The following is a 12,592-nucleotide window of genomic DNA, read 5'->3' as shown; positions in this document are numbered from 1 at the left end:
CAAGCCACCTCCCCGCCCCTCCCCCGTAAAGGAAGTCCGCCATGCCGCGATGGCGCATGCCCACCTGCGCGTCCGCGGCGCTCGCCGCAGCCGGTCTGTTGCTCTCCGGCTGTGCCAACCCGAGCGTCGGCAGCGCGAACGACGACCCGAAGGCGCCGGTCACCCTGAAGTTCTGGCACGGCTGGTCGACGCCCGGCGAGGTCAAGGCTGTCAACGACAGCATCGACCGGTTCGAGAAACTGCACCCGAACATCGAGGTCAAGGCCACCGGGAACGTCTCGGACGAGACCGTCAACCAGGCCCTGCGGGCGGGCGGCGACAAGGCACCGGACGTGGTGTCCTCGTTCACCACCAACAACGTCGGCCAGTACTGCGACTCCGGGATGTGGACGGACCTCGATCCGTTCATGAAGAAGACCGGCCTCGACAAGCAGAAGACCTTCCCCAAGACACTGCTGGACTACACGAGTTACCACGGCAGCCAGTGCGCCCTTCCGCTGCTCGCGGACGCCTTCGGGATGTACTACAACAAGGACGCGTTCGAGAAGGCGGGCATCGAGCGGCCGCCGCGCACGATGTCCGAGTTCAAGAAGGCCGCCGAGAAGCTGACGGTGCGCAAGGGCAAGGACTCGTACCAGCAGGTCGGGTACATGCCCAACTTCCGCTTCTACCAGAACAGCCCGGACCGCCTCTTCGCCCAGTGGGGCCCGGAGTACTTCGACGCCGACGGCGACGCACGGCTCGCCGACGAGCCCTCGACGTACAAGTTCTTCAAGACCGCACGCCAACTGGCCGACGCACAGGGCGGGTTCAACGACCTGGAGAAGTTCCGGATGTCGTTCGGCGACGAGATGTCCAGCCAGAACGCCTTCCTCACCGGCAAGGTCGCCATGCACCTGGACGGCGAGTGGCGCGGGCTGATGCTGAACGAGGCGAAGGCCAAGTTCAACTGGGACGTGGCGCCGCTGCCCGTCCCCGACGACCAGCCCGAGGCGTACGGGCGCGGCTTCATCACCGGCACCGTCGCGGGCATCGCGCACAGCAGCAAGCACCAGAACGCCGCGTGGGAGCTGGTGCGGTTCCTGACCGCCGACACCAAGCAGGTCGTGAGCTTCGCGAACGCCATCCACAACGTGCCCTCCACGTTCGCGGCGCTCAAGTCGCCGGACCTGGACGCCGATCCGACCTTCCGGACCTTCTTCGACATCCTGCAGAGCAAGCACAGCAAGGCCCTGCCGCCCTCCGTCAACGGCGGCGCCTACGTCGTCTCGCTGATGGACTTCGCGTACTCCGTGGAGGCCGGGCGCGTCCCCGACCTGCGCAAGGGCCTGCGGAAGCTCGACGAGCAGATAGACGCCGACACCCTCCAGTCGAAGAGCTGAGCTGAGGACCCGACCATGGCACTGACCCTGTCCAACCCCGCGCGCCGCAGACTGCGCACGCTCGGGTTCCTGTCCCCCTGGCTGGTCGGCTTCAGCGTCTTCTTCGCGTACCCGCTGATCGCCACCGTCTACTTCTCGTTCATGCACTACAACCAGATCAAGGAGCCCACCTTCGTGGGCCTCAGGAACTGGACGTACGTGTTCGAGCAGATGCCCCTGTTCGGGCCCGCCCTGCGGAACACCCTCTGGCTCGTCGTGATCATGGTGGCCGTGCGGGTGGTCTTCGGGCTCTCGCTCGGGCTGCTGATCACGAAGATCAAGACGGGGGCGGGCTTCTTCCGCACCGCCTTCTACATCCCCTACCTCGCGCCGCCGGTGGCCGCCACCGTCGCCTTCGTCTTCCTGCTCAACCCGGGCTCGGGCCCCGTGAACGAGATCCTCGGCTCCATCGGCATCTCCGGGCCCAACTGGTTCAACGACCCGGACACCGCGAAACCCTCGCTGGTGCTGCTCTCCCTGTGGGGCATCGGCGACCTGATGGTGATCTTCATGGCCGCGCTGCTCGACGTGCCCAAGGAGCAGTACGAGGCCGCCGACCTGGACGGCGCCGGGCCCTGGGCCAAGTTCCGCTACGTGACCTGGCCGTCGATCACGCCGATCGTGATGTTCGCGGTGGTCACGGGCGTCGTGCAGACCATGCAGTACTACACACAGGCCCTGGTCGCGGGGAAGGTCGCCTCCGGCGTCAACATCGGCCCCGGCTCGGTCATCCAGCCCGGCTACCCGGACCACTCGACCCTCACGGTCCCCCAGCTCGTCTACCAGATGGGCTTCCAGAACTTCAACACCGGTGCCGCGTGCGTGCTTTCGCTCGTGCTCTTCGCCATCGCCATGGCCGTGACGATGCTCCTGATGCGCAAGCGCTCCGGGCTGCTCGCGGCGGAGGACTGAGGACTTCGATGACTTCCACGACTCTCAGCGCGCCCGCGTCGGCGTCGACGCCCGAACGGACCTCCCCGAACCGGGGCCCCGCCGCCGCCCGCGCCCGCCGCAAGCGGATCCTGCACTGGATCGCCGTGCACAGCGTCGCGATAGCCGTCGCGCTGCTCTTCATCCTGCCGTTCGTCTTCGTCTTCCTGACGTCGGTGATGAGCGACTCGCAGGCCATGAGCGGCGACCTGTGGCCCGACTCCTGGCACTGGTCGAACTACAAGGAGGTCTTCGAGACGCCGGGCTTCCTCGACTGGTGGCGCAACTCGCTCATGTACGCGGGGCTCGGCACCCTCTTCACGGTCTGCTCGGCCATCCCCGTGGCGTACGCACTCGCCAAGTTCCGCTTCCGCGGCCGCCGCACCGCGATGCTGCTCGTCATCTCGACGATGATGCTGCCGCCGCAGGTCATCGTGATCCCGATGTACCTGGTGTGGGCGCAGCAGTTCCACCTCTCGGGCACCCTGTGGCCGCTGATCATTCCGATGGCGTTCGGCGACGCCTACTCGATCTTCCTGCTTCGGCAGTTCCTCCTCACCATCCCCAAGGAGTACATCGAGTCGGCGAAGGTCGACGGCTGCGGCGAGTTCCGCACCATGGTGAAGATCGTGGTGCCCATGGCCAAGCCCGGCATCGCCGCCATCGCCCTCTTCCAGTTCTTCTACTGCTGGAACGACTACTTCGGCCCGCAGATCTACGCGGCGCAGAACCCCGGCGCCTGGACGCTGAGTTACGGCCTCGAATCGTTCAAGAGCGCCCACGCCGTCAACTGGAACATGACCATGGCCGCGACGCTGCTCGTCATGGCCCCCGTGATCATCATCTTCTTCTTCGCACAAAAGGCCTTCGTCGAAGGCGTCACCCTCACCGGAGTAAAGGGCTGAGAACCGATATGAAGCTCGCAGTGGTCGGCGGAGGGTCGACCTACACACCCGAACTCATCGACGGATTCGCGCGGTTGAGGGACACCCTGCCGATCGAGGAACTGGTCCTCGTGGACCCGGCCGCCGACCGCCTGGAGCTGGTGGGCGGACTCGCGCGGCGCATCTTCGCCAAGCAGGGCCACCCGGGCCGCATCGTCACCACGTCCGACGTGGACGCGGGCGTCGCGGACGCCGACGCCGTGCTGCTCCAGCTGCGCGTCGGCGGGCAGGCCGCCCGCAACCAGGACGAGACGTGGCCGCTGGAGTGCGGCTGCGTCGGCCAGGAGACCACCGGCGCGGGCGGTCTGGCGAAGGCGCTGCGCACGGTGCCCGTCGTCCTCGACATCGCCGAGCGCGTGCGCCGCACCAACCCGAACGCCTGGATCATCGACTTCACCAACCCGGTGGGCATCGTCACCCGGGCGCTGCTCCAGGCGGGCCACAAGGCCGTCGGGCTGTGCAACGTGGCGATCGGCTTCCAGCGGAAGTTCGCGAAGCTGCTCGACGTCGCCCCCGGCGAGGTGCACCTGGACCACGTGGGCCTCAACCACCTGACGTGGGAGACCGGCGTACGCCTCGGGGGCCCGGAGGGCGCCGACATCCTGCCGAAGCTGCTCGCCGAGCACGGTGACGCGGTCGCCGAGGATCTGCGCATGCCGCGTGCCGTCGTCGACCGGCTCGGCGTCGTCCCCTCGTACTACCTGCGCTACTACTACCAGCACGACGCCGTCGTCGAGGAGCTGCGGACCAAGCCGTCCCGGGCCGCCGAAGTCGCCGAGATGGAGAAGCAGTTGCTGGCGATGTACGGCGACCCGTCGCTCGACGAGAAGCCGGAGCTGCTCGCCAAGCGCGGCGGCGCCTTCTACTCGGAGGCGGCCGTGGACCTGGCGGCCTCGCTGCTCGGCAACGGCGGCAGCCCCTACCAGGTGGTGAACACCGTCAACAACGGCACGCTGCCGTTCCTGCCCGACGACGCGGTCATCGAGGTGCAGGCCGCGGTGGACGGCTCGGGCGCGCGGCCGCTGCCCGTGCCGCAGCTCGACCCGCTGTACGCCGGGCTCATCGCGAACGTCACCGCTTACGAGGACCTGGCGCTGCGGGCGGCCGTGCACGGCGGCCGCGAGCGCGTCTTCAAGGCGCTGCTCGCCCACCCGCTGGTCGGGCAGTACGCGTACGCCGAGCAGCTCACCGACAGCCTCGTCGCACACAACCGGGAGCACCTGGCGTGGGCGTAGGCACGAGCGTGCTCGCGATCGACGCGGGCAACAGCAAGACCGACGTCGCGGTGGTCGCGGCCGACGGACGCATCGTCGGCACGGCCCGCGGCGGCGGGTTCCAACCGCCCCAGGTCGGCGTGGAGACCGCGGTGGACATCCTGGCGGAGGCCGTGACGCGGGCCCTCGCGGAGGCGGGCGCCGACTCCGTCGGGCACGTGTCCGCCTGCCTCGCCAACGCCGACCTCCCGGTGGAGGAGCGGGAGTTGGCGGATGCCCTGCACCGGCGCGCGTGGGGGCCTTCGGTCGACGTGCGCAACGACACCTTCGCGATCCTGCGCGCCGGACTCCGGGAGGACGCCGAGCCGCGCGGGGTCGCCGTGGTCTGCGGCGCGGGCATCAACTGCGTCGGCATGGTCCCGGACGGACGCACCGCCCGCTTCCCCGCCATCGGCCGCATCTCCGGCGACTGGGGCGGGGGCGGCGGCCTCGCCGAGGAGGCGCTGTGGCACGCGGCGCGCGCCGAGGACGGCCGCGGCCCCGCGACCGCGCTGCGCGAGACGCTGCCCGCCCACTTCGGGCTGCCGTCCATGTACGCGCTGATCGAGGCGCTGCACCTGGGCCGGGTCGCCGCGGTCCGGCGGCACGAGCTGACGCCGGTCCTGTTCGCCACCGCGGCCGCGGGCGACGCCGTGGCCAGGTCGCTGGTGGACCGGATGGCCGACGAGGTCGTCGCCATGGCGACGGTGGCCCTGGACCGGCTCGACCTGCTCGACGAGGAGGCCCCGGTGCTGCTCGGCGGCAGCGTGCTCGCCGCGCGCCATCCGCAACTGGACGACCGCGTACGGGCGTTGCTCGCCGAGCGGGCCCCCAAGGCGGTGCCGAGGGTCGTCGTCGCACGTCCCGTGCTCGGCGCGGTGCTCCTGGGCCTCGATCAGGTGGGGGCGCCCCCAGGGGTGCACGCACGCGTGCGTGCGCATTACGAGGACGGCGCGAGCGCGAACTGACCGCTTCCCGCCCGGGCCGTGTGCGCGGGCGGGAACCGAACACCCCCCAATCTCGTGTTCAAGGGCAGGGATCCGCACAAGATCGAGTCAAGGCCTGTGCGGATGTCGGTCCCTGCGGCAATACTTGCGGCCGTGTACTTCTTCCCGCTCCGCACGCGCCGGGCGGAGATCAGCGTCCGATGACCGAGGGGGAGGTCGAGGCAAGGTGACACAACCGCCGAACGGCGGCGCGGTGCCGTCGAGCCCGCCCGGGCAGGCACCGCCCGCGCCCGCGCAGGCTCCGGAGCGTCCCGCGCCGACGATGCCCACCGTGCCGCCCCAGGTGCCCGGCACACCGGCCGAGCCGCCCGCCGCCGCCCGCCGCACCGCCTGGTCCGAGGGCGTCGACCGGCTGCGCGCCGCGGCGACGACGGAGCCGGGCAGGCTGCGCATCATCGGTGCCGTACTGGCCCTGCTCGTCGTCGCGTTCGGCGCGGTCACCACCTGGCAGATGACGGAGCGCTCGGCCGCCGCGGACGACGTGCTGCACCGCAGCCAGCCGCTGAGCGCCGACGCGGCGGCCATCTACCGCTCGCTGGCGGACGCCAACACCGCCGCGTCCAGCGGCTTCCTCGCGGGCGGCCAGGAACCGGCCGCCGTCCGCGCGCGCTACGAACGCGACATCGAGCGGGCCTCGGAGAAGCTGGCGACCGCCGCGTCGAACGCGGGCTCGGACTCGTCGTCGGCGGACTCCGTCGGCAAGCTGAACAAGCTCCTGCCCGAGTACACCGGCCTGATCGAGCGCGCCCGCGCCAACAACCGCCAGGGCCTGCCACTGGGCGGCGCCTATCTGCGGTACGCGAACGACAAGATGCAGACGCAGATGCTCCCGGCCGCCGAGAAGCTCTACAAGGCGGAGAACGAACGGCTCGACGACGACTACGGCAACGCGAAGCCGTACCCCTGGTTCGCCATCGCCCTCGGCGTCCTCGCGCTCGGCGCCCTCGGCTGGGCCCAGCACCGCAACTACCGCCGCACGAACCGGGTGTTCAACCACGGCCTGCTCGCCGCGACCGCGGCCGGCACGGTCGTGCTGCTCTGGCTCGTCGTCGGCCACACCTTCGCGCGCTCCGGGCTCAACGACTCGTACGACAACGGCGTCCGCTCGCTGAACGTCCTCAACGACGCCCGCATCAGCTCCCTGAAGGCCCGCGGCAACGAGAACCTGACGCTGGTCAGCCGAGGCGCCGAGACCACCGAGGTGGACGGCAGGACGAAGGACAAGTTCGACGTCGCCTACCGCGCGCAGATGAAGCAGCTGGGCAGCGCCGACAGCGGCCTGCTCGGCAAGGCGGCCGCCCTCGCCGACGACGCGGACGGCGAGAACCCGGTCGTCGAGGCCGCGAAGAACGTGGGCGTCTGGAAGGACCGCCACGAGGTGGCCCGCACCAGCGACGACTCCGGTGACTACCAGGGCGCGCTCGACAAGGTCATCGGCGCCAAGAGCGACCAGCCGACCGGCGAGTGCTTCGACAACGTGGACGCGGCCCTCGACCAGGCGCTGGCGCACGAACAGCGCGAGTTCAAGCAGGCGGCCGAGGACGGCAGGGGCGCGATGAGCGGCCTCGCCATCGGCGCCGCCGTCCTCGCGGTCCTCGCCGCGGCGGGCGCCGTGCTCGGCATCGGCCGCAGGCTTTCGGAGTACCGGTGATGGGTCCAGAGGTGAGAGGAGGCGCGCAGACGATGCGGACACGACGTGGCACGGCCGGGCTGCGCGGCTGGGGCGGTGTGGGCGCGATGGGTCTTGCCTGCGCCCTGGCGGGATCGCTCGTCCTGGTCCTGCCGGACCGGGGCGACAAGGCCGACGAGGGCGCGACGCACGGCGGTCCGGGCTCGACGGTGGCCGCGCCCGCGCGTGCGGACGCCGACGACTGCAACGACCGCAGCCCGCGCCCCTCGCCCAAGGACGGCCCGACGATCGAGCAGATCAAGAACCGCAAGGTCAAGAAGCTGATCGTCGGCGTCGACCAGAACAGCTACCGCTGGGGCTACCGCGACCCGAACAAGAAGGGCGGCGAGCTGGAGGGCTTCGACATCGACCTCGCGCGCGAGATCGCCGAGGAGATCTTCGGCGACCGCGATGCCGTCGTCTTCCGCGCCATACCCACCAACCAGCGCATCCCCGCGATCCAGAGCGGCCAGGTCGACATGGTCGTCCGCACGATGACGGTCAACTGCGAGCGCCTGAAGGACGTCGACTTCTCCACCGGGTACTTCGAGACGGGCCAGCAGCTCCTCGCCCCGAAGAAGTCCGACATCACGGGGTACGGCCCGTCGATCACGGGCAAGAAGATCTGCACCGCCTCCGGCTCCATCGCCGAGGAGGAGCTCAAGAAGAAGAACTACTCCGCCGACATCACCACCACCGTGCCCAACCAGCTCGACTGCCTGGTCCGGCTGCAGCTCGGCGAGGTGGACGCCGTGGTGACCGACAGCGCCCTCGCCGCGGGCCAGGCCGCACAGGACCCGACGGTCGAACTGAAGGGCGAGGAGCCGTTCACCACCGAGCACTACGCCGTGGCGATGAAGAAGGGCTCGGACGACCTGGTCCGCCGGGTCAACAAGGTCCTCGACGACTACCGCGAGGACGGCGGCTGGCAGAAGTCCTACGACAAGTGGCTGAAGGAAGGCCTCGGCGAGTCCTCGGGCCCGCCGGACCCCGAGTACCGGGACTGATCCGGAGCCGACAACCGACCTGGTACCACTGGAGAGTTACGACTGGGGTTCAACCACCGAGAACCCGGGGCAACGCAGAGCGGAGAGGTGATCGATGAGCGTCGCGGGACCCCCCGGTCCGGTGATGGACCGGGACGAGGTGGACCGTGCGCTGGCGCGGCTCGACGCCGAGCACGAGGCGATCGAGACCTCGCTCCTCGCCCTCCAGGACCACGCCGGGCGCCGCCTCCTGGAAGGCGCCAGTCTCACCGGCGTCACCGAGGAGCGCTGGTCGGCCACGGAGGGCCGGATCACGCTGCTCTGGGCCTACTTCGACGCGTACGCGGGTGCCCTGCGCACCGCCCACGACCTGCGCGAGCGCAGGCGCTGGCCCAGCAGGGACGACCTCGCCGAGCTGACGGAGCTGCTGCACGGCGAGTCCGTGACCGTCGCGGGCGGCACCTCGTCCGGCGCGTCCCCCTCGCTCACCGGCCCCGCCAGGCTCACCGAGCGCTTCACCCTCGAAGAGCTCGTGACCCGCATGAACGACCTGTACGCGCACTCCCTCGACATGGTCGTCGCCGCCGACGCGGTGTGGTCCGCGCTGCCCGCCCGCATCGACCTGCTCGCCGCCGAGCTGAACCGCACCCGCCAGCTCGCGCACTCCGTCGGCGTACGCCCCGGGGAGCACCCCTCCGGTGACGACCTGGAGCGCATCACCCGCACCCTGACCTCGCTGCGCGAGCAGGTGGTCTCCGACCCGCTCGCCTTCTGGCAGCGCGCGGAGGGCAGTTCGGCCCCCGGCGGCGGCCGCCCGCACACCGAGCGCTACGACCGCGAGGCCCGCGCGCTGGAGGAGGTGCGCCGCGAGATCGAGGCGGTGCTCACCGTCCGGCAGGACGCGGAGGCCCGCCTCGGCAGGCTGCGCGACGTGCTCTCCCGCGCGGACCGCACCCTCGCCGAGGCACGCTCCGCGCGCGGCGAGGTCCTCGCGAAGATCGCCGCCTCCGAGGTGCCCGCCGTCAGCGGCCCGCCGACCGCGCTCCAGGAGCAGCTGGCGATGGCCTCGGAGTACCGCAGGCACGCCCAGTGGCACCGCCTCTCCCCGCTCCTGGAATCCCTGGAGCAGAAGGCGGAGGACGAACTGCTGCGCGCCCGCGAGTCGTTGACCGCCGTCACCGCGCCGCTCGCGGTCCGCGCCGAGCTGCGCGGCCGCCTGGACGCGTACAAGGCGAAGGTGGCCCGGCACGGCCACGCCGAGGACCCGCTCCTGATCGAGCGGTACGACGCGGCGCGCCGGATGCTGTGGAGCGCGCCCTGCGACCTCCGGGTGGCCGAGCAGGCGGTCATCCGCTATCAGCAGGCCGCCGCCGAAGTGCTCGTGCCGAGGGTTCCGCAGCAGGGCGGGCCCACCGACCGGACGGGGGAATCATGAGCCGGCGTGAATGTCAGCGGCCCAAGTGCACCGGTAGCTACGACGACTTCGGCGGCGGTGAGCTGTACTGCGACACGTGCGGGCTCGCCCCCGTCGTCGCGCCGAACGGCATGGTCGGCTCGGCCCCGACCGGGCTCACGGCCGGCGGCCGGAGCTCGCGGGGCTCCAGCAGCTCCAGCGCCCGCTCGTCGTCGCAGTCGTCGAGGTCCTCGCGCTCGTCGCGTTCGCAGTCCTCGCGCAAATCGGTGTCGGGGCGGCTCTCCCGCTCCCTGTCCGGCAGTTCGACGTCCCGGTCGGTGTCGGTGCGCAGCTCGGGCTCGGCGACCGGCTCCTCGGCCCGCGGGCGGCTCGGCGTCGGCCTGGTCACCGTGCCGGACGTGCCGCGCCCCGATCCGCGCGAGGCGGTGCAGGAGAACCCCGAGGTGCCCGAGCGGAAGCGGTTCTGCTCGCGCTCCGACTGCGGGGCGCCGGTGGGCCGCGCGCGCGGCGAACGCCCGGGCCGCACCGAGGGGTTCTGCACCAAGTGCGGACACCCCTACTCCTTCGTGCCGAAGCTGGGCCGCGGCGACATCGTGCACGGGCAGTACGAGGTCGTGGGCTGCCTGGCGCACGGCGGCCTCGGCTGGGTCTATCTGGCCATCGACCGTGCGGTGTCCGACCGGTGGGTGGTCCTCAAGGGCCTGCTCGACACGGGCGACCAGGACGCGATGGCCGCGGCGATCTCCGAGCGGCGCTTCCTCGCCGAGATCGAGCACTCCAACATCGTCCGCATCTACAACTTCGTCGAGCACCTCGACCAGCGCACCGGCTCCATGGACGGCTACATCGTCATGGAGTACGTCGGCGGCAAATCCCTCAAGGAGATCGCCAACGGCCGCCGCACCGCGGAGGGCAGGCGCGATCCGCTGCCGGTCGAGCAGGCGTGTGCGTACGGCATCGAGGCGCTGGACGCCCTCGGTCACCTGCACAGCCGCAAGCTCCTGTACTGCGACTTCAAGGTCGACAACGCCATCCAGACCGAGGGCCAGCTCAAGCTCATCGACATGGGCGCGGTCCGCAGGATGGACGACGACGAGTCCGCGATCTACGGCACGGTCGGCTATCAGGCCCCCGAGGTCGCCGAGGCGGGCCCCTCGGTCGCCTCCGACCTCTACACCGTCGCCCGCACGCTCGCGGTCCTGACCTTCGACTTCCAGGGCTACACGAACGTGTTCGTGGACTCCCTGCCCGACCCCGACAACATCGAGGTCTTCCGGACGTACGAGTCGTTCTACCGCCTCCTGGTCCGCGCCACGGACCCGGACCCGGCCCGCCGGTTCGCCTCCGCGCAGGAGATGGCCGAGCAGCTGACCGGTGTCCTGCGGGAGGTCGTGGCGCTGCAGACGGGACAGCCCCGGCCCGCGCTCTCCACGCTGTTCGGGCCCGAGGTGAAGGTGCCGGACACCGAGCTGTTCGCGGAGTCGACCGGGGAGGTGTCCCGGCTGGGGGCCCGCGTCGAGCCGGCCGCCCGGGAGAACGGCAGGGCCGCCCTGCCGGAGAGCCCGGGCACCTCGGGGATCGTCCGGGCGATCGACTCCGCCGCGACCGCCCTCGCGCTGCCCGTGCCCCTGGTCGACCCGAACGACCCGAACGCCGGGTTCCTCGCGGGTCTCATCGCGGCCGCGCCCGCCGAGCTGATCACCGCGCTCGGCACGGCGCCCGCCGACTCCCTGGAGCTGCAGCTGCACGGGCTGCGCGCCCGGCTCGCCATGGGGGAGCTGACGCCCGCCGCCCAGGCGCTGGCCGATCTGGAACAACAGCACCCGGACGACTGGCGGGTGGTCTGGTACCGGGGCGTCGCGGCCCTGGCGACCGGCGACTTCGAGAACTCGGCGCTCTCCTTCGACGCGGTCTACGACGCGTTCCCCGGCGAGCCCGCGCCGAAGCTGGCGCTCGGCGTCATCGCGGAGGTCCTCGGCCAGCTGGACAACGCCGCCGAGTACTACCGCCTGGTGTGGGCGACCGACCCGAGTTATGTGAGCGCCGCGTTCGGCCTGGCCCGGGTGCAGCTCGCGGCCGGTGACCGGGCGGGCGCCGTGCGGACCCTGGAGTCGGTGCCGGAGGCCTCCATCCACTACACCGCGGCCCGGGTCGCCGCGGTGCGGGCGCGGTTGCGTCACCGTATGACATCGGACACGGCGGTCCCTTCGGGCGTCGCCTTCCTGGACGAGCTGACGGCCGCCGCGGGGCAGATCGAGGCACTTGCGGGCTTCGGTCTTGACGCGGTGCGCAGGGAGCGCCTGTCGACCGAGGTTCTGGGGACGGCGCTCGACTGGGTACTCTCCGGTAGGCACTCTGGTCACGTTTCCGCGCCACCGGCCACCTCCGGGACGCGGACCGTACTGCTCGGCAGCGACCTGGACGAGCGCGGCCTCCGGTTCGGTCTGGAGCGTTCGTACCGGACACTTGCCCGGCTCGCTCAGGGTGGCGAGGAGAGGATCGAACTGGTGGAACGGGCCAACCGTTTCCGCCCCCGGACGTGGGTGTGAGTATGTCGCAGATGCCCCAGCTGTCTGCCTGCCCCAGCTGTGAGGAGCCGCTGGAGTCGGGTGACCTGTATTGCGGTGCGTGCGGGTTCGACCTGTCGGCGGTGCCGCCACGGCCGGACGCTTCCCCCAACGGGTCCGCCGGGTCCGTGAGGGCCGCCGCCGTGGACGGGGAGTCCGACGAGTGGCCGGTCGCACCAGAGGTCGACAGCTCCGACATCCCGGTGCCGACGCATCTCCCGACGGACCTGGCGGGCACGGACTCGGCGGGCGGCGAGCTTCCCGAGCGGCCGGACGCCGCCGGATCGCCGGACACCACCGCGGCGCCGGTCGCCCCCGCGGCGCCGGACACCGCCGCGGCGCCGGACACCACCGCGGCGCCGGACACCACCGCGGCGCCGGACACCGCCGCGGCGCCGGAC

Annotated in this window: 9 protein-coding genes and 1 pseudogene; all 10 read left to right on the top strand. The window is 71.2% G+C overall.

Annotated features, from left to right (window positions below):
• The first annotated feature begins 41 nt into the window (after positions 1 to 41).
• Positions 42 to 1,382 carry an ABC transporter substrate-binding protein gene (locus AOK03_RS17500; RefSeq protein WP_055566210.1) on the top strand — a complete coding sequence of 447 codons (1,341 nt, stop codon included), beginning with the start codon at positions 42 to 44 and terminating at the stop codon, positions 1,380 to 1,382.
• Positions 1,383 to 1,397: 15 nt separating this feature from the next.
• The gene (locus AOK03_RS17495; RefSeq protein ID WP_055566209.1) at positions 1,398 to 2,333 is read left to right on the top strand and encodes a carbohydrate ABC transporter permease; all 936 of its coding nucleotides are present in this window, start codon (positions 1,398 to 1,400) and stop codon (positions 2,331 to 2,333) included.
• A gap of 8 nt (positions 2,334 to 2,341) precedes the next feature.
• Positions 2,342 to 3,256 carry a carbohydrate ABC transporter permease gene (locus tag AOK03_RS17490; RefSeq protein WP_055566208.1) on the top strand — a complete coding sequence of 305 codons (915 nt, stop codon included), beginning with the start codon at positions 2,342 to 2,344 and terminating at the stop codon, positions 3,254 to 3,256.
• A gap of 8 nt (positions 3,257 to 3,264) precedes the next feature.
• Positions 3,265 to 4,530 carry a 6-phospho-beta-glucosidase gene (locus tag AOK03_RS17485; RefSeq protein WP_055566207.1) on the top strand — a complete coding sequence of 422 codons (1,266 nt, stop codon included), beginning with the start codon at positions 3,265 to 3,267 and terminating at the stop codon, positions 4,528 to 4,530.
• Complete coding sequence (locus AOK03_RS17480) at positions 4,521 to 5,516, top strand: N-acetylglucosamine kinase (protein ID WP_055566206.1); 996 nt, start codon at positions 4,521 to 4,523, stop codon at positions 5,514 to 5,516. Before AOK03_RS17485 ends, AOK03_RS17480 begins: the two co-directional genes overlap by 10 nt.
• Before the next feature lie 205 nt (positions 5,517 to 5,721).
• Positions 5,722 to 7,206 (top strand): hypothetical protein, encoded by a 1,485-nt coding sequence (locus AOK03_RS42640; protein WP_157868985.1) that lies wholly within the window; start codon positions 5,722 to 5,724, stop codon positions 7,204 to 7,206.
• Between the two features lie 32 nt (positions 7,207 to 7,238).
• Positions 7,239 to 8,231 carry a glutamate ABC transporter substrate-binding protein gene (locus AOK03_RS17470; protein ID WP_055566205.1) on the top strand — a complete coding sequence of 331 codons (993 nt, stop codon included), beginning with the start codon at positions 7,239 to 7,241 and terminating at the stop codon, positions 8,229 to 8,231.
• Between the two features lie 94 nt (positions 8,232 to 8,325).
• On the top strand, positions 8,326 to 9,645 hold the full coding sequence (locus AOK03_RS17465; protein ID WP_055566204.1) for a hypothetical protein: 1,320 nt from the start codon (positions 8,326 to 8,328) through the stop codon (positions 9,643 to 9,645).
• Positions 9,642 to 12,173, top strand: a complete 2,532-nt coding sequence (locus AOK03_RS17460; protein WP_055566203.1) for a serine/threonine-protein kinase — start codon at positions 9,642 to 9,644, stop codon at positions 12,171 to 12,173. The genes AOK03_RS17465 and AOK03_RS17460 overlap by 4 nt, the downstream gene beginning before the upstream one ends.
• 146 nt (positions 12,174 to 12,319) lie before the next feature.
• Positions 12,320 to 12,592: pseudogene (locus AOK03_RS42635) on the top strand (serine/threonine-protein phosphatase); the annotation flags it as partial.

Source organism: Streptomyces atriruber, from assembly GCF_001418325.1.
Lineage (GTDB): Bacteria > Actinomycetota > Actinomycetes > Streptomycetales > Streptomycetaceae > Streptomyces > Streptomyces atriruber.
This window is presented reverse-complemented; position numbering and strand designations above follow the sequence as displayed.